General features: G+C 59.0%; 19 protein-coding genes. 4 read left to right on the top strand and 15 right to left on the bottom strand.

Annotated features, from left to right (window positions below; translation table 11 throughout):
• Window positions 1–567 precede the first annotated feature (567 nt).
• From aceA to AC3IT9_RS19150, 10 genes are all read right to left on the bottom strand, one after another.
• Window positions 568–1,893, bottom strand: a complete 1,326-nt coding sequence (gene aceA / locus AC3IT9_RS19195; protein ID WP_034146910.1) for an isocitrate lyase — start codon at window positions 1,891–1,893, stop codon at window positions 568–570.
• Between the two features lie 474 nt (window positions 1,894–2,367).
• Window positions 2,368–3,129: a secretin N-terminal domain-containing protein gene (locus tag AC3IT9_RS19190; RefSeq protein ID WP_489270732.1), complete on the bottom strand. Its 762-nt coding sequence runs from the start codon at window positions 3,127–3,129 to the stop codon at window positions 2,368–2,370.
• Window positions 3,130–3,342: 213 nt separating this feature from the next.
• On the bottom strand, window positions 3,343–3,768 hold the full coding sequence (locus tag AC3IT9_RS19185) for a GNAT family N-acetyltransferase (protein ID WP_032829897.1): 426 nt from the start codon (window positions 3,766–3,768) through the stop codon (window positions 3,343–3,345).
• Window positions 3,761–4,930, bottom strand: coding sequence for a ribosomal protein uL16 3-hydroxylase (locus AC3IT9_RS19180; protein WP_150725939.1), 1,170 nt, complete (start codon window positions 4,928–4,930; stop codon window positions 3,761–3,763). Before AC3IT9_RS19180 ends, AC3IT9_RS19185 begins: the two co-directional genes overlap by 8 nt.
• 86 nt (window positions 4,931–5,016) lie before the next feature.
• A complete protein-coding gene (gene purB / locus AC3IT9_RS19175; protein ID WP_223504481.1) occupies window positions 5,017–6,387 on the bottom strand; it encodes an adenylosuccinate lyase in 1,371 nt (456 codons plus the stop codon).
• Between the two features lie 124 nt (window positions 6,388–6,511).
• Complete coding sequence (gene hflD / locus AC3IT9_RS19170) at window positions 6,512–7,135, bottom strand: high frequency lysogenization protein HflD (protein ID WP_008053455.1); 624 nt, start codon at window positions 7,133–7,135, stop codon at window positions 6,512–6,514.
• Window positions 7,132–8,265, bottom strand: a complete 1,134-nt coding sequence (mnmA, locus tag AC3IT9_RS19165; RefSeq protein ID WP_007972086.1) for a tRNA 2-thiouridine(34) synthase MnmA — start codon at window positions 8,263–8,265, stop codon at window positions 7,132–7,134. The genes hflD and mnmA overlap by 4 nt, the downstream gene beginning before the upstream one ends.
• A gap of 59 nt (window positions 8,266–8,324) precedes the next feature.
• Window positions 8,325–8,771, bottom strand: a complete 447-nt coding sequence (locus AC3IT9_RS19160) for an NUDIX hydrolase (protein ID WP_150755574.1) — start codon at window positions 8,769–8,771, stop codon at window positions 8,325–8,327.
• A 202-nt stretch (window positions 8,772–8,973) separates the two neighbouring features.
• Window positions 8,974–11,199, bottom strand: coding sequence for an NADP-dependent isocitrate dehydrogenase (locus AC3IT9_RS19155; protein ID WP_489270731.1), 2,226 nt, complete (start codon window positions 11,197–11,199; stop codon window positions 8,974–8,976).
• A 327-nt stretch (window positions 11,200–11,526) separates the two neighbouring features.
• Window positions 11,527–11,694, bottom strand: coding sequence for a hypothetical protein (locus tag AC3IT9_RS19150; protein WP_191628038.1), 168 nt, complete (start codon window positions 11,692–11,694; stop codon window positions 11,527–11,529).
• Here AC3IT9_RS19150 and icd point away from each other — a divergent pair.
• On the top strand, window positions 11,693–12,949 hold the full coding sequence (gene icd / locus AC3IT9_RS19145; protein WP_057399856.1) for an NADP-dependent isocitrate dehydrogenase: 1,257 nt from the start codon (window positions 11,693–11,695) through the stop codon (window positions 12,947–12,949). The genes AC3IT9_RS19150 and icd overlap by 2 nt on opposite strands.
• 80 nt (window positions 12,950–13,029) lie before the next feature.
• On the opposite strand, the gene cspD is transcribed toward icd, so the two are convergent.
• A complete protein-coding gene (gene cspD, locus AC3IT9_RS19140) occupies window positions 13,030–13,284 on the bottom strand; it encodes a cold shock domain-containing protein CspD (protein WP_095943725.1) in 255 nt (84 codons plus the stop codon).
• 224 nt (window positions 13,285–13,508) lie between these two features.
• On the opposite strand from cspD, the gene clpS reads away from it, so the two are divergent.
• Window positions 13,509–13,871: an ATP-dependent Clp protease adapter ClpS gene (gene clpS / locus AC3IT9_RS19135; protein WP_015094394.1), complete on the top strand. Its 363-nt coding sequence runs from the start codon at window positions 13,509–13,511 to the stop codon at window positions 13,869–13,871.
• 30 nt (window positions 13,872–13,901) lie between these two features.
• The gene (gene clpA / locus AC3IT9_RS19130) at window positions 13,902–16,172 is read left to right on the top strand and encodes an ATP-dependent Clp protease ATP-binding subunit ClpA (protein ID WP_056723817.1); all 2,271 of its coding nucleotides are present in this window, start codon (window positions 13,902–13,904) and stop codon (window positions 16,170–16,172) included.
• Window positions 16,173–16,423: 251 nt separating this feature from the next.
• Here the strand turns inward: clpA and infA are convergent, their stop codons facing one another.
• The 4 genes from infA to trxB form a co-directional block, all read right to left on the bottom strand.
• Window positions 16,424–16,642: a translation initiation factor IF-1 gene (infA, locus tag AC3IT9_RS19125; protein ID WP_002553999.1), complete on the bottom strand. Its 219-nt coding sequence runs from the start codon at window positions 16,640–16,642 to the stop codon at window positions 16,424–16,426.
• A gap of 111 nt (window positions 16,643–16,753) precedes the next feature.
• Window positions 16,754–17,461: an arginyltransferase gene (locus AC3IT9_RS19120; RefSeq protein WP_046037862.1), complete on the bottom strand. Its 708-nt coding sequence runs from the start codon at window positions 17,459–17,461 to the stop codon at window positions 16,754–16,756.
• 57 nt (window positions 17,462–17,518) lie between these two features.
• Window positions 17,519–18,199: a leucyl/phenylalanyl-tRNA--protein transferase gene (gene aat, locus AC3IT9_RS19115; protein WP_489270730.1), complete on the bottom strand. Its 681-nt coding sequence runs from the start codon at window positions 18,197–18,199 to the stop codon at window positions 17,519–17,521.
• A 62-nt stretch (window positions 18,200–18,261) separates the two neighbouring features.
• Window positions 18,262–19,221, bottom strand: a complete 960-nt coding sequence (gene trxB, locus AC3IT9_RS19110; protein ID WP_489270729.1) for a thioredoxin-disulfide reductase — start codon at window positions 19,219–19,221, stop codon at window positions 18,262–18,264.
• A 306-nt stretch (window positions 19,222–19,527) separates the two neighbouring features.
• On the opposite strand from trxB, the gene AC3IT9_RS19105 reads away from it, so the two are divergent.
• Window positions 19,528–21,939 (top strand): DNA translocase FtsK, encoded by a 2,412-nt coding sequence (locus AC3IT9_RS19105; RefSeq protein WP_150755579.1) that lies wholly within the window; start codon window positions 19,528–19,530, stop codon window positions 21,937–21,939.
• Window positions 21,940–21,942 lie beyond the last annotated feature (3 nt).

Below are 21,942 nucleotides of genomic sequence, written 5' to 3'. Positions count from 1 at the left end.
GCAATCAATCCCGCTGATTTTATGGCTAAACACCCGGCAAGTAAAATTCCTATAGCGAAATTTATTATAGGAATAAGGACATAGCGCGATTCAAAACCCCCGCAGGCCTTGCGGCTTGGGCATTAGCCGGCATTTCGTCAATTATGTTTTGTAGGGAATGTAACGAACATTGTTTGCGCTAAATGATAATCAGTATTGTTTAGCGCGATTTTTAAACTGCTTGTCCGCCGGGTACTCGGGAAGTTGTCTTATATGGGCGTTACAGCAAGTAGCGGAGGGGTGTGTTTTAGCGGGTTTTTCTGACAGTCGCACCGCTCTGGATCAATGATTTTCAGATCACCACTTTCCCCTGTGGGAGCGGGCTTGCTCGCGAATGCGGTTCATCATTGAGTATTGATGTCGACTGATCCGACGCTTTCGCGAGCAAGCCCGCTCCCACAGGGTTTTTGCAGTGTTTGTTGAATCCCAGGCAAAAAAACGCCCCGAACCAGTCGGGGCGTCAGATGTGCAGCGCTGCGGTTAGCTTTCTATTCGGCCCGCAGCGGCTGATGTCTCAAGCGAAGCAGATCAGTGGAACTGTTCTTCTTCGGTCGAACCGGTCAGCGCGGTCACCGAGGACGAGCCACCTTGGATCACGGTGGTCATGTCGTCGAAGTAGCCGGTGCCCACTTCCTGCTGGTGCGCCACGAAGGTGTAACCCTTGGAAGCGTCAGCGAATTCCTGCTCTTGCAGCTTCACGTAGGCAGTCATGTCGTTGCGGGCGTAGTCGTGCGCCAGGTTGAACATGCTGTGCCACATGTTGTGAATGCCGGCCAGGGTGATGAACTGGTGCTTGTAGCCCATGGCGGACAGTTCGCGCTGGAACTTGGCGATGGTCGCGTCGTCCAGGTTTTTCTTCCAGTTGAAGGAAGGCGAGCAGTTGTACGACAGCAGTTGGTCCGGGTATTCCTTCTTGATCGCTTCAGCGAAGCGACGAGCCTCGTCCAGGTCTGGCTTGGCGGTTTCGCACCAGATCAGGTCGGCGTACGGAGCGTAGGCCAGGCCGCGAGCGATGGCCTGGTCCAGACCGGCGCGCACCTTGTAGAAGCCTTCCTGGGTACGTTCGCCAGTCACGAATGGTTGGTCGTACGGGTCGCAGTCGGACGTCAGCAGGTCAGCAGCGTTAGCGTCGGTACGGGCCAGGATGATGGTCGGAGTACCGGCAACGTCAGCAGCCAGACGGGCAGCGGTCAGCTTCTGTACGGCTTCCTGGGTAGGAACCAGTACCTTGCCGCCCATGTGGCCGCATTTCTTCACGGAAGCCAGTTGGTCTTCGAAGTGAACGCCGGCGGCGCCTGCTTCGATCATGCTCTTCATCAGCTCGTAGGCGTTCAGTACGCCGCCGAAACCGGCTTCAGCGTCAGCAACGATAGGAGCGAAGTAGTCGATGTAGCCGTCGTCGCCCGGGTTCTTGCCGGCTTTCCACTGGATCTGGTCGGCGCGACGGAACGAGTTGTTGATGCGCTTGACCACGGTTGGCACCGAGTCCACCGGGTACAGCGACTGGTCCGGGTACATCGATTCGGCGGAGTTGTTGTCCGCAGCCACTTGCCAGCCCGACAGGTAGATCGCCTGGATGCCGGCCTTGACTTGTTGTACAGCCTGGCCGCCGGTCAGGGCGCCCATGCAGTTGACGAAATCTTTCTCAGGACGGAAGGCTGGCTTGGCACCCTGGGTCACCAGGTTCCACAGCTTCTCGGCGCCCATTTTTGCAAAGGTGTGCTCAGGTTGAACTGAGCCACGCAGGCGGACGACGTCAGCAGCGGAGTAAGTGCGTGTCACGCCTTTCCAGCGCGGGTTTTCAGCCCAGTCTTTTTCGAGGGCTGCAATTTGCTGTTCGCGTGTCAGTGCCATGGGAGATAAACCTCGTCGCGTCTTTATGAAAAGTTGTTCTGCGGTGGAAAATTCCTGCGCTCGCTGACCAGAAGCTTAAGCGGTCAAGTCGGATTCGGCGGGGAGGGCGACGGGATGAACGATCGGCTCGAGGGGAAGTGAGCAGGTAAAGGCGAACTGCGGGCGCATTCAGGCGTCGTGGGCCTTGGTGCGAACAACAGTGTAGTGCCGGGTTACCTATTACGCTTCCGTCCCTCGGGACAACTTCGTTCCAGTCGACAACCTCGTCAAACACACCTTGTGGGCGGTACAGACACGAAGCGGTTCGCGGGGGTAGGTGCGAACATCGCCTCGAAGGCCCTTGCCAGGGCCTCTGATTAGCGGGAGCGAGGCCATCATGCCTTCGCTTTTTTGCCTCGTCAAACGTTTTGTAGTGCTTTTTTTCAGGCACTACATCTTTGGTCTAATACGACTCGTCAGTCAGTTTTTGGTGCTTTAGTCCAGGGTGTCGACTTTCACCCGCAATGTCATGTCGTTGCGGCTCTGGGTCGAGTAGCTGCGGGTCTGGCCCTGATTGTCGGCCTGGGTCTGGCCGTTGACCCCGGCCAGCAGGATCCACTCACCGAGGTGGCCGATGACGGTTGTGTCGGTGCTTTGTACGTTCACTACATCGGGACGTTCCTGGCTCATGCGGTCACGGTTGGTACTGATCGACAGGTGAACGATGTCACCGGTGACGTTTGCGGTGACATAGAAGCCCTGGGTGACGTTGCGGTATTCGGTCTGGCTGCGCAGGTCGCCGTAGGAGTCGGTCTGTGAACTGGTCAGCGGCACGCTCTGGCCGACCTGGATCAGCGCCGGTGCGCCTTCGCTGGCCTGCACTTGCTGAACGCCGCCGTCGCGGCTATCGGTGCTGTAATTGATGATGCGGGTCTGGTTTGGCTTGGCGCCGTTCACCGAATAACCCTGGTCACCCTGGAAGTTGTTGTCGCTGGTGTCGACGGTGATCAGCAGGCGCTTGGGGGCGGTGTCGAGTTGCGAAAGAAGGGCTTTAAGTTCGTCGATTTTGCGCTGATCGGCGTTGACGATGAGTTGATTGCCGTAGGCGCTGACCTGGCCGTCCTTGCCGACGAAATCCTGCGCCACCGGCAGCAGGTCGGCGCTGGTGTGGTACTTGAGGGGCACAATTTCTGTGGCTGCCATCACCGAAAAACTGCAACCGAGCAGCAAGGTGGTGAGCAGGGTGCGTAGGGACATGTCCGTTATCTCCGCGTTCTGAAGCTTGATATTGCCAGTTTGTCGGCCTGGCGTGGCGCTAGTTGAATCGTAGACAGCAAAACGCCCCGGCATCGTGTGATGTCGGGGCGTTTTGTGGCGTGCTTTCTGGCCTCTTCACGAGCAAGCCCGCTCCCACAGGTTCAGCGTGAACCTTGTGGGAGCGGGCTTGCTCGCGAAAGGAGCACCTCGGTCTCAGGCCGAATGGCGAACCATGTCTACATGCGGAATCCCGGCTTCCAGGAACTCCTCACTGACCATGTGAAAGCCCAGGCGCTCATAGAACGCTGTGGCTTGTACCTGAGCGCTGAGCATCTGCTGCTTGAGTCCGCGCTCTTCGGCTTCACCGATGACCGCTTGCATCAGTGCATCGCCGACTTTCAGGCCGCGCCAGTCCTTGAGTACCGACACCCGGCCGACGTGGCCGTCGGGCAGCAGGCGGGCGGTGCCAATCGGAAAGTCGCCTTCGTAAGCGAGGAAGTGCACTGCATCAATGTCATCGGCGTCCCATTCCAATTCTGGCGGAACGGATTGCTCGGCGACGAACACCGTCTCACGAATGCGCCGGATCTCGGCGTTGTCCTTCTGCCAGTCTGCGACACGTACGTGAATCTTATTCATCGGCAAACCCCAGGCTTCCTTGCTTGACCAGTTCGCACAGCAGGCCGCGACCGTCTTCGTCGCTCAGCCAGTCGCCGAGGTTGTCGGTGTGCAGCGAGTCGGCGGCGCAGATCATCTTCAGCAGTTCGCGCAGTTTGCCAGGCAGGTAACGGCTCTGGCCGCTGGCGAACAGCAGCAGGTCGTCATCGACTTCAGACCACGCCAGGCGTGCGCTCGGGTTGCGAACCAGGATCGCGCCCTGTTCCAGGGCGGACATGAAGTCCTCTTCCTCGACGTCTTCCGGGCCCACCACCAGTTCCGGGTAGCGTGGCTCGGTCATGAACTGGCCGAACCAGGTCAGCAGCAGGCGCTCGTCGCTCATGTGCTCGGCCAGCAGACCTTTGAGGCGGTCGAGTGCGTCGCGCTGGATCTGGTGAGGATCGGCAGTCGGCAAGGCGTCGGCGTCGGTGTAGCGTTCTTCGTCCGACAGGAACTGGCTGAGGAAGTCGGTGAAGTGGGTCAGTACTTCAGCGGCGCTCGGTGCGCGGAAGCCGACCGAGTAGGTCATGCATTCATCGACGGCGACGCCGCAATGGGCCAGGCGCGGTGGCAGGTAGAGCATGTCGCCCGGTTCCAGCACCCATTCATCGGTGGCTTCGAATTCGGAGAGGATGCGCAGGTCGGCGTGGGCCAGCATCGGGCTCTCGGTATTGCACATCTGGCCGATCTTCCAGTTGCGCTTGCCGTGGCCTTGCAGCAGGAACACGTCGTAGTTGTCGAAGTGCGGACCAACGCTGCCACCCGGTGCGGCGTAGCTGATCATCACGTCGTCGATGCGCCAGCTCGGCAGAAAGCGGAAATTTTCCAGCAATTCGCTGACTTCCGGGACGAACTGATCCACGGCTTGCACCAGCAGGGTCCAGTCACGTTCAGGCAGCTTGCTGAATTCATCTTCGGCGAACGGGCCGCGACGCAGTTCCCACGGACGCTCGCCATTCTCGATGATCAGTCGCGATTCGACTTCTTCTTCCAGCGCCAGGCCGGCCAGTTCGTCGGCGTCGATCGGGCTTTCGAAATCAGGAATTGCCTGACGGATCAACAGCGGCTTTTTCTGCCAGTAGTCGCGCAGGAATTCCCGTGCCGTGATGCCACCCAGAAGTTGAAGAGGAATATCAGGATTCATGTGTAACCTATTGAAAAAATGCACTTTTCAGACGGGAATAAAAACGCCCGGCGCGGCCGGGCGTCTTAAAAGGGTCTAGCGGTCGATCAGATGCGCTTGGCTTGTTCTACAGCGTTGCCGATGTAGTTCGCCGGGGTGAGCAATTTCAGCTCGGCCTTGGCGGCGGCTGGCATGTCCAGGCCGTCGATGAAAGTCTGCAGTGCTTCAGGGCTGATGCCCTTGCCGCGGGTCAGTTCTTTCAGCTTTTCGTACGGGTTTTCGATGTTGTAGCGACGCATCACGGTCTGGATCGGCTCGGCCAATACTTCCCAGCAGGCGTCCAGGTCAGCGGCAATCTTCTGCTCGTTGAGCTCAAGCTTGCTGATGCCCTTGAGGCTGGCTTCGTACGCGATCACGCTGTGGGCGAAGCCGACACCGAGGTTGCGCAGTACGGTGGAGTCGGTCAGGTCGCGCTGCCAGCGGGAGATCGGCAGTTTGCTCGCCAGGTGCTGGAAAAGTGCGTTGGCGATACCCAGGTTGCCTTCGGAGTTTTCGAAGTCGATCGGGTTGACCTTGTGCGGCATGGTCGACGAGCCGATTTCGCCAGCGATGGTGCGCTGTTTGAAATAACCCAGGGAGATATAGCCCCAGATGTCGCGGTCGAAGTCGATCAGGATGGTGTTGAAACGGGCGATTGCGTCGAACAGCTCGGCAATGTAGTCGTGCGGTTCGATTTGCGTGGTGTAAGGGTTGAAGCCCAGGCCCAGTTCGTCTTCGATGAAGGCGCGGGCGTTGGCTTCCCAGTCGATCTCAGGGTAGGCCGACAGGTGGGCGTTGTAGTTGCCGACAGCGCCGTTGATCTTGCCCAGCAGCGGCACGGCGGCGACTTGGGCGATCTGGCGCTCAAGGCGGTAAACCACGTTCGCCAGCTCTTTGCCCAGGGTGGTCGGCGAGGCCGGTTGGCCGTGGGTGCGCGACAGCATCGGCACGTCGGCGAAACGGATCGCCAGTTCGCGGATGGCGTTGGCGGTCTGGCGCATCAGCGGCAGCATTACGTCATCACGGCCTTCGCGCAGCATCAGGGCGTGGGACAGGTTGTTGATGTCCTCGCTGGTGCAGGCAAAGTGGATGAATTCGCTGACCTTGGCCAGTTCAGGCAGCTTGGCCGCTTGCTCTTTGAGCAGGTATTCGATGGCCTTGACGTCGTGGTTGGTGGTGCGCTCGATCTCTTTGACGCGCTCGGCGTGCTCCAGAGAGAAGTTTTCCGCCAGGGTGTTGAGCGCAGCGTTGGCTTCGGCGGAGAACGCCGGCACTTCACTGATGGCAGGGTGAGCGGCCAGGCGCTGGAGCCAGCGCACTTCAACCAGGACGCGGGCACGGATCAGGCCGTACTCGCTGAAAATTGGGCGCAGGGCCTGGGTTTTGCCGGCGTAGCGGCCGTCAACAGGGGAAACCGCAGTGAGCGAAGAAAGCTGCATGGGGTGTTCTCGGACAGTCGGGCAACGAAATGGGGCGCGTATCATACATGAAAAAATCCGCCGGTCCGTCGCCAACTGACCGGCGTATTACGCGTATTGCTGAGTTCGGTGCTGTCGATGCGGGTTATTCGTTACGCATCAAGGGGTAAAGCTCTTTGAGCAATTTGCGGCGGCTGATCACCAGCTGCCAGCGATGACCGCCCAATTGCCGCCACAGGCGCGCCGAACGAATGCCGGCCAACAGCAGGGCGCGGATTTTCGAGGCGTTGCTCGGTTGTTGCAGGTTGCGCATGTCGCCGTGCACCTGGATGCGTTGGCGCAGGGTGCTCAGGGTGTCCTGGTACAGCGCGCCGCAGGCGGCGACCACGTTTTCGTGGGCCGGGCCGAAGTGTTCGACCTGGGACTGAATCTGCGGCAGGCGCTTGCCGATCACGTCGAGCATGTCGTTGCGCTTGGCCAGCTGACGCTCAAGGCCGAGCATGGCCAGGGCATAACGCAGTGGCTCGCGCTGCAGGGCGCTTGGATCGCGTTCGAGGGCGCCGATCAACGCACGGTAGCCTTCACGCAGGTTGATGTCGTCGCCGCCGTAAACCTCCAAAGTGTCCTTGGGGTCGCGAATCAGCAGGCTGCCGAGCATGCAGGTCAGGCCGGCTTCGTTGGTCTGGCCGGTCTTGGCAATCCTGTCCACCAGCACTGCGGCGAGAAACACGCCGCCCAGTGCCGTCAGTTGCTCCTGAATCGGGTTCATAGGGCTTGGCCCTTGCTCGTCCACGGCTCGGCTACTTCAATCACACCGCCGCCGAGGCAGATTTCACCGTCGTAGAACACCACGGACTGGCCCGGAGTGACCGCGCGTTGCGGATCATCGAAGGTCGCGCGATAACCGGTGGCGGTTTTTTCCAGGGTGCACGGTTGGTCGCTCTGGCGATAACGAACCTTGGCGGTCAGCTTGCGTGGCTGGCTCAGGTCGATCGGGTTGACCCAGTAGATATCGGAAGCGAGCAGGGCGCGGGAGAACAGCCACGGGTGATCATTGCCCTGGCCGACGATCAGCTCGTTGTGTTCCAGGTCCTTGATCAGCACGTACCACGGCTCGTCACTGGCATCTTTCAGCCCGCCAATGCCCAGGCCCTGACGCTGACCAATGGTGTGGTACATCAGGCCGTGGTGGCGGCCGATGATTTCACCTTCGGTGGTCTTGATCTCGCCCGGTTGCGCTGGCAGGTATTGCTTGAGGAAGTCGCTGAAGCGGCGCTCGCCGATAAAGCAGATCCCGGTGGAATCCTTCTTCTTCGCGGTCGCCAGTTCGTATTTCTCGGCAATGGCGCGCACTTGCGGTTTTTCCAGCTCGCCGACCGGGAACAGGGTCTTGGCGATCTGTTCGCCGCCAACGGCGTGCAGGAAGTAGCTCTGGTCCTTGTTCGGGTCCAGGCCCTTGAGCAGTTCGGTGCGGCCGTCGATGTCGCGGCGACGCACGTAGTGACCGGTGGCGATCAGGTCGGCGCCAAGCATCATGGCGTAGTCGAGGAACGCCTTGAACTTGATCTCGCGGTTGCACAGGATGTCCGGGTTCGGCGTGCGTCCGGCCTTGTATTCGGCGAGGAAATGCTCGAATACGTTGTCCCAGTACTCGGCGGCGAAGTTGGCGGTGTGCAGCTTGATGCCAATCTTGTCGCACACGGCTTGAGCATCCGCCAGGTCGTCCATGGCGGTGCAGTATTCCGTTCCATCGTCTTCTTCCCAGTTCTTCATGAACAGGCCTTCCACCTCATAGCCCTGCTCAATCAGCAGGAGGGCGGAAACGGAAGAGTCCACGCCGCCGGACATGCCGACAATGACGCGCTTCTTTTGTGTGTCAGAAGGGGCTGGATCACGCATAGGGATTCAATGAGTGTCTTGAAAAAGGACGCGATTCTATCAGGCTCGGGCCTGCATGGCTAAAGAGAAGGACGGATCAATTCGAGGCCGAAGTGTTGGCCTGCCAGATAGTCGTCGATGCAGCGGATAATCAACTCGCTGCGCCAGTTGTCGCGCTGCTCGATTAATTCGTCGCGGGTCAACCACTTGGCGCCGACGATGCCATCGTCCAGTTGATATTCCGCGTGGTGTTTCAGCGGTTTGGCGATGAAGCAGACCCGCTGGTACGTCACGCCGTTGCTCGGTGCGGTGTACAGGTAAATGCCCAGTACGCCGGTGGGTTCGACGTCCCAACCGGTTTCCTCGAGGGTTTCACGGACGGCGGCTTCGGTCAGGGTTTCGTTCGGGTCCAGATGACCGGCGGGTTGATTGAGCACTATGCGCCCGTGCTTGAGTTCTTCGACCATCAGGAAGCGACCGTTGTCTTCGACGATGGTGGCGACGGTGATGTGGGGTTTCCAGTCCATGAAGCTTCCTCAATTTGAATGTTGAAACCCGATCCTGTGGGAGCTGGCTTGCCTGCGATAGCGGTGGGTCAGTCAATATCAATGGTGAATGATAAGCCGTCATCGCAGGCAAGCCAGCTCCCACAGGTTTTTGTGTTGTTCATTAAGGCCAAAAACACAAACCCCGGCACAGGGCCGGGGTTTGTGATGTTCCCTTACAACCTTAAACCAGCGCAGCAACTGCCGCGTTGAAGGTTGCGCTTGGGCGCATGGCCTTGCTGATCAGCTCGGCGTCGGCGTGGTAGTAACCGCCGATGTCCACTGGCTTGCCTTGAACGGCGTTGAGTTCGGCAACGATGGTCGCCTCGTTCTCGGTCAGGGTCTTGGCCAGGGTCGCGAACTGCGCTTGCAGTGCAGCGTCTTCGGTCTGGGCAGCCAGGGCTTGAGCCCAGTACAGCGCCAGGTAGAAGTGGCTGCCGCGGTTGTCGATGTTGCCGACTTTGCGCGATGGCGACTTGTTGTTGTCCAGGAACTGGCCGGTGGCCTGGTCCAGGGTCTTGGCCAGAACCAGCGCCTTGGGGTTGTTGTAGGTCACGCCCAGGTGTTCCAGGGACGCGGCCAGGGCCAGGAATTCACCCAGCGAATCCCAGCGCAGGAAGTTTTCTTCCAGCAACTGCTGAACGTGCTTCGGAGCCGAACCGCCGGCGCCGGTTTCGAACAGGCCACCGCCGTTCATCAGCGGCACGATCGACAGCATCTTGGCGCTGGTGCCCAGTTCCATGATCGGGAACAGGTCGGTCAGGTAGTCGCGCAATACGTTGCCGGTCACCGAGATGGTGTCCTTGCCGTCGCGGGTGCGCTGCAGGGTGTACTTCATGGCGTCGACCGGTGCCATGATCTGGATGTCCAGACCGGCAGTGTCGTGATCCTTCAGGTAAGCCTGAACTTTCTCGATCACTACGCCGTCGTGGGCGCGCATCGGGTCCAGCCAGAAGATCGCCGGGGTCGCGCTTGCGCGAGCACGGTTGACGGCCAGTTTGACCCAGTCCTGGATCGGCGCGTCTTTGGTCTGGCACATGCGGAAGATGTCGCCGGCCTCGACAGCCTGTTCCATCAGCAGGGTGCCTTTGCTGTCGGTCACGCGAACCACGCCGTCAGCCTTGATCTGGAAGGTCTTGTCGTGGGAGCCGTACTCTTCGGCTTTCTTCGCCATCAGGCCAACGTTCGGCACGCTGCCCATGGTGGTCGGATCGAACGCACCGTTGGCTTTGCAATCTTCGATCACAGCCTGGTAGATGGTGGCGTAGCAGCGATCCGGGATCACGGCCTTGGTGTCGTGCAGCTGGCCGTCGGTGCCCCACATCTTGCCGGAGTCACGGATCATCGCCGGCATCGAGGCGTCGACGATGACGTCGCTCGGCACGTGCAGGTTGGTGATGCCTTTGTCGGAGTTGACCATCGCCAGGGAAGGGCGAACGGCGTAGACCGCCTGGATGTCAGCTTCGATGGCCGCTTGCTGCTCGGCAGGCAATGCCTTGATTCGAGCGTACAGGTCGCCGATGCCGTTGTTCAGGTTGAAGCCGATCTGTGCCAGCACGTCAGCGTGCTTGGCCAGTGCGTCTTTATAGAACTCGGCAACGATCTGGCCGAACATGATCGGGTCGGAGACCTTCATCATGGTGGCTTTCAGGTGAACCGACAGCAGCACGCCTTGTGCCTTGGCGTCTTCGATTTCGGCCGCGATGAAGCTGCGCAGGGCGTTTTTGCTCAATACAGCGCAATCGAGGATCTCACCGGCTTGTACGCTGGTCTTTTCTTTCAGGACGGTGGCGGTGCCGTCTTGAGCGATCAGTTCGATCTTCACGGCGTCAGCGGCGTCGATCAGGGCAGCTTTTTCGCTGCCGTAGAAATCGCCGGTGCTCATGTGCGCGATGTGGGACTTGGAGTCCTTGGCCCAGGCGCCCATTTTGTGCGGGTGCTTGCGTGCGTAGTTCTTGACCGACAGCGGCGCGCGGCGGTCGGAGTTACCTTCACGCAGAACCGGGTTCACGGCGCTGCCCTTGATCTTGTCGTAGCGCGCCTTGGCTTCTTTGTCGGCGTCGCTGGTAACGGTCTCAGGGTAGTCCGGCAGTGCGAAGCCTTGAGCTTGCAGCTCTTTGATCGCGGCTTGCAGTTGCGGAACCGAGGCGCTGATGTTCGGCAATTTGATGATGTTGGCTTCAGGCGTAACGGCCAGGGCGCCCAGTTCGGCGAGGTGGTCGGCTACGGCTTTGTCACCCAGTTGCTCGGGGAAGCTGGCCAGGATGCGCCCTGCAAGAGAGATATCGCGGGTTTCAACGGCGATATCAGCCGAGGCGGTGAACGCCTCTACGATAGGCAACAGTGAATAGGTGGCGAGGGCAGGAGCTTCGTCGGTGAAGGTATAGATGATCTTCGAGCGGGTGGGCATATTCGGATTAACTCTCTCTTCTTTGCTAAAGCGTGCGCAGAAACTCGAGGGCGCCGGGTAAGCGCGTTCGTTTCAAAGTCATCCATGAGCCGAATATCGAGGTTTCGTTGCTGTGATGTTGGGTGCATCAGTAGGGCGTCAAATAGCCGGACTGCGATAACAGGCCGGCCTGCCGGGCGGAAAGTCTCGTCGTAGAGCACTTCCTCCGTCGTGACCCTGTGGTCAGCGGCGGCATTATACATAGGTAGCTGGCAATCTGCCGATGGTTCATACGCAACGAATGTCGTCCATTGGTCTAAAGGTCGCAGGGGCAAGTCGGGCGTAGAGTCATTCGTCGTGCTTGGTTTTGGCGCTTTTCCCTTTGCTTTCAGGCTTGTAGCGCACGAGTTGCAAGGCTTTGCGCCAGATGGATGGAACATAGGGTTTGCGCGCCGATTCAACTGGGTTACGCTCGAACCAAGCCAGATGTTCAATCCAATCAATGGAGTTCAGCATGGGTTACAAGAAGATTCAGGTTCCAGCCGTCGGCGACAAAATCACCGTCAATGCAGACCATTCTCTCAATGTTCCTAATAACCCGATCATCCCCTTCATCGAAGGCGACGGCATTGGTGTCGACATCAGCCCGGTCATGATCAAGGTTGTCGATGCTGCTGTTAAGAAGGCTTACGGTGGCGAGCGCAAGATTTCCTGGATGGAAGTGTACGCCGGGGAGAAAGCGACTCAGGTTTACGATCAGGACACCTGGCTGCCTCAGGAAACCCTGGACGCGGTCAAGGATTACGTGGTTTCCATCAAGGGCCCGCTGACCACCCCGGTCGGTGGCGGCATCCGCTCCCTGAACGTGGCCCTGCGTCAGCAACTCGACCTGTACGTCTGCCTGCGCCCGGTGCGCTGGTTCGAAGGCGTGCCTAGCCCGGTCAAGAAGCCAGGCGATGTCGACATGACCATCTTCCGCGAGAACTCCGAAGACATCTACGCGGGCATCGAGTGGAAGGCCGGTACGCCGGAAGCCACCAAGGTCATCAAGTTTCTGAAAGAAGAAATGGGCGTTACCAAGATCCGTTTCGACGAAAACTGCGGTATCGGCGTCAAGCCGGTGTCCCTGCAAGGCACCAAGCGTCTGGCACGCAAGGCCCTGCAATATGTGGTCGACAACGATCGCGATTCGCTGACCATTGTGCACAAAGGCAACATCATGAAGTTCACCGAAGGTGCCTTCAAGGAATGGGCCTACGAAGTGGCGGCTGAAGAGTTCGGCGCGACCCTGCTCGACGGCGGTCCGTGGATGCAGTTCAAGAACCCGAAAACCGGCAAGAACGTTGTCGTCAAGGATGCCATCGCCGACGCCATGCTCCAGCAGATCCTGCTGCGCCCGGCCGAGTACGATGTGATCGCAACCCTGAACCTGAACGGCGACTACCTCTCCGACGCGCTGGCGGCGGAAGTGGGCGGTATCGGTATCGCACCAGGTGCCAACCTGTCCGACACCGTGGCCATGTTCGAAGCCACCCACGGTACTGCACCGAAGTACGCCGGCAAGGACCAGGTCAACCCGGGTTCGCTGATCTTGTCCGCTGAAATGATGCTGCGCCACATGGGCTGGACCGAAGCGGCCGACCTGATCATCAAGGGCACCAACGGCGCGATTTCCGCCAAGACCGTGACCTATGACTTCGAACGTCTGATGGAGGGCGCCAAGCTGGTGTCGTCTTCCGGCTTCGGCGATGCGCTGATCTCGCACATGTAAGAAAACGCAGGCACACAAAAACCGCCTGATTCAAGTATTTGAGTCAGGCGGTTTTTTTATGACTGGTTGACGCTGCGGCGTTAAACCTCAACGGTTTCTTCAGTTGTGGGTGTCGTGGCTTTCGAGGTATCTACCGGGTTGCCGATGTTGACCGCGTGCAGGCCTTTGGGGCCCTGGATGATATCGAATACGACAGCTTGCCCGGCTTTCAGGGTTTTATAACCATCCATTTTAATGGCTGAGTAATGGGCAAACAGATCTTCTGTCTTGCCTTCCTCGTTGATGAATCCGTAACCCTTGGCATTGTTGAACCACTTCACCTTGCCGACAGCCATACCCAACTCCCTCTGCAACAGACTCCATCACTGGAGTATCATCCAGTACATCCGCAGTCGAATCTGTAAATAAGATTGACTCCGCGGACCTTTTTTACCCACTGTGGGCTCTATTGGTTGTAACACCGTTTTGCCGATAGTCAAGCTGACCCGGCAGTCGGAGTTGAAAACGCTGATAGCCGCCCCCACCACTGTATTTGAACAACTGACGAACCTTTCTTTCCATGCATGCAATCAGCCAGATTCGACTAACATTCAATCAGGATCGCCCTGATTTACACGACGACGATTCCGCAGGCATTGCTGTTCAGGAGGCAAAGCCTGCACTACAGGCGCCGCCGATGTACAAGGTGGTTTTGTTCAACGATGACTACACACCGATGGATTTCGTCGTCGAAGTGCTCGAGGTGTTTTTTAACCTGAATCGCGAGCTGGCGACCAAGGTCATGCTGGCCGTCCACACAGAAGGGCGGGCAGTATGTGGAGTGTTTACCCGTGACATCGCCGAGACCAAGGCCATGCAGGTCAACCAGTACGCCAGGGAAAGCCAGCATCCGCTACTCTGTGAAATCGAGAAGGACGGTTAATCGCCGACCACTTGGGTATGAGGTGAAGCTATGTTAAACCGCGAGCTCGAAGTCACCCTCAATCTTGCCTTCAAGGAGGCACGTTCGAAGCGTCATGAATTCATGACCGTCGAACACCTCTTGCTGGCCCTATTGGACAATGAGGCTGCCGCCACCGTTTTGCGTGCGTGCGGCGCGAACCTCGACAAACTCAAGCATGACCTGCAGGAGTTCATCGACTCCACCACGCCATTGATTCCCGTGCATGATGAGGATCGCGAAACCCAGCCAACCCTGGGCTTCCAGCGTGTACTGCAACGTGCTGTGTTTCACGTACAGAGCTCGGGCAAACGCGAAGTGACTGGTGCCAACGTGCTGGTCGCGATCTTCAGTGAGCAAGAGAGTCAGGCGGTGTTCCTGCTGAAACAGCAGAGCGTCGCCCGTATAGATGTCGTCAACTACATCGCCCATGGCATTTCCAAGGTGCCGGGGCATGGCGATCACTCTGAAGGTGAGCAAGATATGCAGGACGACGAGGGCGGTGAGTCTTCTTCCTCAGGCAATCCCCTGGATGCTTATGCCAGCAACCTCAACGAACTCGCGCGCCAGGGGCGCATTGATCCGTTGGTAGGTCGTGAGCTGGAAGTCGAGCGCGTCGCGCAGATCCTGGCGCGTCGTCGCAAAAACAATCCGCTGCTGGTGGGCGAGGCGGGCGTGGGTAAAACCGCGATTGCCGAAGGCCTGGCCAAGCGCATTGTCGACAACCAGGTGCCGGACCTGCTGGCCAACAGCGTGGTTTACTCCCTCGACCTGGGGGCCTTGCTGGCCGGTACCAAGTACCGTGGCGATTTCGAGAAGCGCTTCAAGGCGTTGCTCAATGAGCTGAAAAAACGTCCGCAGGCGATCCTGTTCATCGACGAGATCCACACCATCATTGGTGCGGGTGCCGCGTCCGGTGGCGTCATGGATGCCTCGAACCTGCTCAAGCCGCTGCTGTCCTCGGGTGATATCCGTTGCATCGGGTCCACAACGTTCCAGGAGTTTCGTGGGATCTTCGAGAAGGACCGTGCTTTGGCTCGGCGCTTCCAGAAGGTCGATGTGTCGGAGCCTTCGGTGGAAGACACCATTGGCATTCTGCGCGGCCTGAAGGGGCGTTTCGAAAGCCATCACAATATCGAATACAGTGATGAAGCCCTGCGCGCGGCTGCCGAACTGGCTTCGCGTTACATCAATGACCGTCATATGCCGGACAAGGCCATCGACGTCATCGACGAGGCGGGTGCCTACCAGCGCCTGCAACCGGTCGAGAAGCGTGTGAAGCGCATCGAAGTGCCACAAGTCGAGGACATCGTCGCGAAAATCGCGCGGATTCCGCCAAAGCACGTCACCAGTTCCGACAAGGAGCTGCTGCGTAACCTCGAGCGTGACCTGAAATTGACCGTATTCGGTCAGGATGCCGCGATCGACTCGCTGGCAACCGCGATCAAGCTGTCCCGTGCTGGCCTCAAGTCCCCTGACAAGCCTGTCGGTTCGTTCCTGTTCGCCGGGCCTACCGGTGTCGGTAAAACCGAAGCGGCGCGTCAATTGGCCAAGGCTTTGGGGGTCGAGTTGATTCGTTTCGACATGTCCGAGTACATGGAGCGCCACACCGTATCGCGTCTGATCGGTGCGCCTCCGGGTTATGTCGGATTCGATCAGGGCGGTCTGCTCACCGAAGCCATCACCAAGCAGCCACACTGCGTGCTGTTGCTCGATGAGATCGAGAAGGCGCATCCGGAAGTCTTCAACCTGCTGTTGCAGGTGATGGACCACGGTACGCTGACCGATAACAACGGGCGCAAGGCGGATTTCCGTAACGTGATCGTCATCATGACGACCAACGCCGGTGCCGAGACCGCAGCCCGCGCTTCGATCGGTTTCACCTATCAGGATCACTCGTCCGATGCGATGGAAGTGATCAAGAAGAGCTTCACGCCGGAATTCCGCAACCGTCTGGACACCATCATCCAGTTTGGTCGCCTCAGCCATGAGGTCATCAAGAGTGTGGTTGACAAGTTCCTTACCGAGCTTCAGGCGCAGCTGGAAGACAAGCGTGTGTTGCTGGAAGTCACCGATGCAGCCCGCAACTGGCTGGCCGAAGGTGGCTACGATGCGGCAATGGGTGCTCGCCCAATGGCTCGCCTGATCCAGGACAAGATCAAGCGTCCGCTGGCGGAGGAGATTCTCTTTGGCGAACTGGCCGAGCATGGCGGTGTAGTGCACATCGACATCAAGGACGGGGAGCTGACCTTCGAGTTCGAGACCACGGCCGAGATGGCCTGACGTTCAGAAGCAAAACAAAAAGGCGCCGTGAGGCGCCTTTTTGTTGTCTTGAAGAAATTCACCGAGCCCCTGTGGGAGCGAGCTTGCTCGCGATGGCGGCGTGTCAGCTTGCGCATTTGTTGAATGTGCCACCCTCATCGTCGGAGCGCCGCCCGGAGCAAGCTCGCTCCCACAGGGTTTTGTGTTGTGGTCGCTAAATCGCAGACAAACAAAAACGCCCGGCATGAGCCGGGCGTCTTGTATTGACTTGATTAGCGGGCGCGGTAAGTGATGCGCCCTTTGCTCAAGTCATAGGGAGTCAGCTCTACGCGCACTTTGTCGCCGGTAAGAATACGGATGTAGTTCTTGCGCATCTTGCCGGAGATGTGCGCGGTTACGACGTGCCCATTTTCCAACTCCACACGAAACATGGTGTTGGGCAGGGTGTCGACGACAGTGCCTTCCATTTCGAAGCTGTCTTCTTTCGACATGCAGTAAAGCCCTCGGTGTCCAATGAATGGCCCGGTGCAACTGCGCCAGGCAAAAGCGGCGTGCATTGTGCCCGAAAAGTGGGGTTTAAGCCAAGGGGTTTAGGGCCGGCTCTAGTTTAGAACGACCCAGCGCTGATTAATCAGCAACTCAATAGGGCGATATTGAGTCTTGTAGTTCATTTTTTTGCAGTTTTTGATCCAGTAGCCGAGGTAGACCGCATCCAGCCCCAGCCGCCGGGCCTCGGCGATTTGCCAGAGGATTGCATAGCGCCCAAGGCTGCGGCGCTCTTCGGCCGGTTCGTAGAAGGTGTAGACCGCCGAAAGACCGTTCGGCAGTAAATCGGTGACGGCGACGGCCAGCAGCTGGCCGTTCAGGCGGAACTCGTAAAATCTTGAAAACGGCAGGTCCCGCACCAGGAATGTCGAAAACTGGTCGCGACTCGGCGGGTACATATCGCCATCGGCGTGACGCTGTTCGATATAGCGCTGGTAAAGGTCGAAGTACTCTTCGTTGAAGCCGGGCCTGGCGGGACGCACCTGCAAATCCACGTTGCGCTTGAAGATGCGTTTCTGTTGCCGGTTGGGCGTGAACTGCCCCACGGGAATGCGCGCCGGAACGCACGCATTGCAATTCTGGCAATGCGGCCGATAGAGATGATCGCCACTGCGACGAAACCCCATCTCCGACAGGTCTGCGTAGACATGCACATCCATGGGCTGACTAGGGTCGAGGAACAGGGTTGTGGCCTGCTCATCGGGCAGATAACTGCAAGAGTGCGGCTGAGTGGCATAGAACTTCAAACGCGCCAACTCGGTCATGATCAACCCTCGGGATAATGCTTTTGAATAAGTGTAAGCCACCTGCGCAAAAGTCGCTCAGCAAACCCAGGTGGCATGGTTGGGTTGGTCAAGGTGCCTGACCAGATAATCGGCAAACTCGCGGCGCGCAATCGCCCGGGCGCCCAGGCTATGCAGGTGGTCGGTGGGCATTTGGCAGTCGATCAGTACGAAGTCTGAGTCTTTCAGATGCCGAACCAGTGTGGCAAAACCGAATTTCGAGGCGTTGTCAGCGAGGCTGAACATGGACTCGCCGAAAAACAACTGGCCCATTGCCAGGCCATACAATCCGCCGACCAGTTCATCCCCGTCCCACACTTCCACCGAGTGCGCGTGTCCGCGCCTGTGCAGCTCGATGTAGGCGTCCTGCATGGCCTCGGTGATCCAGGTGCCATCTGCGTAATCCCGGGGGGCGGCACAGGCACGGATGACGGCCGCAAAATCCTCGTCAAAGGTCACTTGGTAGCGTTGTTGGCGCAGCAGTTTGTTCAGGCTGCGCGAGACGTGCAATTCGTCTGGAAACAGAACCGTGCGCGGGTCCGGTGACCACCAGAGGATCGGCTGGCCTTCGGAAAACCATGGGAAGCAGCCGTGGCGATAAGCCGAGATCAGCCGATCGGCGGACAGATCGCCACCGGCAGCCAGCAACCCGTTGGGGTCGCGCATGGCCTTTTCCAGCGGTGGGAAATGCAAGGTGTTGCGTTGTAACCAGGTCAGCATGGCATCCGGACTTACAGAAGGGGAAGGCAGTGGCGGGTTTTGGCCCGCCATAAAGTTTGCCTTCAAACGGTTGGAATGTCGTCGAGGTATTTTTCGGCGTCCAGTGCCGCCATGCAACCGGCCCCGGCAGACGTAACGGCCTGGCGATAAACGTGGTCGGCCACGTCACCGGCGGCAAACACACCTGCAATCGCCGTAGCGGTGGCATCGCCTTCGCTGCCACCCTTGACCCGCAGATACCCGTCGCGCATTTCCAGTTGGCCCGTGAACAGGTCGGTGTTGGGTTTGTGGCCGATGGCAATAAACACCCCGGCCAGCGGCAGCTCTTTGGTTTCACCCGTTTGGCTGTCCCGCAGGCGGGCGCCGGTCACGCCACGGGCATCGCCGAGCACTTCGTCCAGGTTCTGGTTCCAGTGCAGGCGGATATTGCCATTGGCGGCTTTTTCGAAGAGTTTGTCCTGGAGGATCTTCTCCGAGCGCAGCTTGTCGCGCCGATGCACCAGGTGCACTTCCTTGGCGATGTTAGACAGGTACAAGGCTTCCTCGACCGCCGTATTACCGCCGCCGACCACCGCAACCACCTGATTGCGATAGAAAAATCCGTCACAGGTCGCACACGCTGACACCCCTTTGCCGGCAAACGCTTCTTCCGACGGCAGGCCCAGGTATTGCGCGCTGGCGCCGGTGGCAATGATCAGTGCGTCGCAGGTGTAGGTGCCGCCATCGCCGATCAGTTCGAACGGCCGTTGTTGCAACTTGGCAGTGTGGATGTGGTCGTAAACGATCTCGGTGGCAAAGCGTTCGGCATGTTTTTGCATGCGATCCATCAGCACTGGTCCGGTCAGGCCTTCAACGTCGCCTGGCCAGTTATCGACTTCGACGGTGGTGGTGAGCTGGCCACCTGCCTGTATGCCGGTAATGACAACGGGCTTGAGGTTGGCGCGGGCGGCATAAACGGCCGCGCTGTAACCGGCGGGGCCAGAGCCCAGGATAATCAGGCGTGAATGCTTCGCTTCGCTCATAAAAACACCTCATAAGCCTTTGTCACAAAAGAGAATGCATGCTCAAATTGAACAGCATGTCATGTGCTGTTGACTATGCTACACCCAAGGGTCTCAAGCATGGCGTCGTGCGTACAAACCCGTACAATGCCCTGCGTGTTACATATATTCAGTGCGCGCCATGTTTATAAAAACCGGGGCGCAGTGTTAAAAGTAGTCCCGGTAACGCGTGTTAACTTTTTTACCTGCCTGGATTGGGCAGTTTTTCGGCAGTTTTTATAGTCATTCAACAGATGGACGCGCCCATGGCGCAGGAAAAGAAGCGTTTTGAAGAAATCCACCGCAGCACCTAAACCAGCCGTCGTACCGCTCTGGCGCCAGCACTTGCACTACCGACTCAAGGAAGGTGCGCTGATCGCCATCGGTGCCTTGTGCCTGTTCCTGATGATGGCCTTGTTGACCTATGGCAAGGATGATCCGGGCTGGAGTCATAACAGCAAGATCGACGACGTGCAGAACTTCGGCGGGCCAGCGGGCTCCTACAGCGCCGATATCCTGTTCATGGTGCTGGGTTACTTCGCCTACATCTTCCCGTTGCTGCTGGCCGTCAAGGCGTACCAGATCTTCCGCCAGCGTCACGAGCCGTGGCAGTGGAGCGGCTGGCTGTTCTCCTGGCGCCTGATCGGCCTGGTGTTCCTGGTGCTGTCGGGCGCCGCCCTGGCCCATATCCATTTCCATGCCGCGACCGGTCTGCCGGCCGGTGCGGGCGGTGCGCTGGGGGAAAGCCTCGGTGAACTGGCCAGGAACGCCCTGAATATCCAGGGCAGCACGCTGTTGTTCATTGCCTTGTTCCTGTTCGGCCTGACCGTGTTTACCGACCTGTCGTGGTTCAAGGTGATGGACATCACCGGCAAGATCACCCTCGATCTGTTCGAACTGTTCCAGGGCGCGGCCAATCGCTGGTGGGCGGCCCGTACCGAGCGCAAACAGCTGGTTGCCCAGTTGCGAGAAGTCGACGACCGTATGGATGAAGTGGTCGCGCCGAGCGTCACCGACAAGCGCGAGCAGGCCAAGGTCAAGGAACGTCTGATCGAGCGTGAGCAAGCCCTGAGCAAGCATATGTCCGAGCGCGAGAAGCAGGTGCCGCCGGTGATTGCGCCCGCGCCGCCAAAGCCCGTCGCACCGAGCAAGCGCGTGGAGAAAGAGAAACAGGCGCCGCTGTTCGTCGACAGCGCCGTGGAAGGAACCTTGCCACCGATCTCGATTCTCGATCCAGCGGAAAAGAAACAGCTCAATTACTCGCCTGAATCCCTGGCTGCGGTTGGCCACTTGCTGGAAATCAAGCTCAAGGAATTCGGCGTCGAAGTCACGGTGGATTCGATTCACCCAGGCCCTGTGATCACCCGTTACGAGATCCAGCCGGCGGCCGGGGTCAAGGTCAGCCGTATTTCCAACCTGGCCAAAGACCTCGCTCGCTCACTGGCCGTGACCAGCGTGCGCGTGGTGGAAGTGATTCCGGGCAAGACCACGGTCGGTATCGAGATTCCCAACGAAGACCGGCAGATCGTGCGTTTCTCCGAGGTGTTGTCGACCCCCGAGTACGACAACTTCAAGTCGCCGGTCACCCTGGCCCTGGGCCACGACATCGGCGGCAAGCCGGTCATCACCGACCTTGCGAAAATGCCGCATTTGCTGGTGGCCGGTACCACCGGTTCCGGTAAGTCGGTGGGTGTGAACGCGATGATCCTGTCGATCCTGTTCAAGTCCGGCCCGGAAGACGCCAAGCTGATCATGATCGACCCGAAAATGCTCGAACTGTCGATCTACGAAGGCATTCCGCACCTGCTGTGCCCGGTGGTCACCGACATGAAGGACGCCGCCAACGCCCTGCGCTGGAGCGTTGCCGAGATGGAGCGACGCTACAAGTTGATGGCCAAGATGGGTGTGCGAAACCTGTCGGGCTTCAACGCCAAGGTCAAGGAAGCCCAGGACGCCGGCGAGCCGTTGAGCGATCCGCTGTACAAGCGCGAAAGCATCCACGACGAAGCGCCGCTGCTGCAAAAGCTGCCAACCATCGTAGTAGTAGTCGACGAATTCGCCGACATGATGATGATCGTCGGCAAGAAGGTTGAAGAGCTGATTGCCCGTATCGCGCAAAAGGCTCGTGCGGCCGGTATCCACTTGATCCTTGCGACCCAGCGTCCGTCGGTGGATGTGATCACCGGCCTGATCAAGGCCAACATCCCGACCCGCATGGCGTTCCAGGTATCGAGCAAGATCGACTCGCGGACCATCATCGACCAGGGCGGCGCCGAACAACTGCTGGGCCACGGTGACATGCTCTACATGCCGCCGGGCACCAGCCTGCCGATTCGTGTTCACGGTGCTTTCGTGTCCGACGATGAGGTTCACCGCGTGGTGGAAGCCTGGAAACTGCGGGGCGCGCCGGAGTACAACGACGACATTCTCAATGGCGTCGAAGAGGCGGGCAGCGGCTTCGAAGGCAGCAGCGGTGGCGGCGACGGAGACGATCCCGAGGCCGACGCGCTGTACGACGAAGCGGTGCAGTTCGTGCTGGAAAGCCGTCGCGCCTCCATTTCCGCGGTTCAGCGCAAGCTGAAGATCGGCTACAACCGCGCCGCGCGCATGATCGAAGCCATGGAAATGGCCGGGGTCGTGACGTCCATGAACACCAACGGTTCGCGTGAAGTCCTGGCCCCGGGCCCGGTGCGCGACTGACCC

The organism is Pseudomonas sp. KH_046_1, from assembly GCF_057839025.1.
The sequence above is the reverse complement of the archived record's forward strand: the minus strand, read 5'-3'. Positions and strand labels throughout refer to the sequence as shown.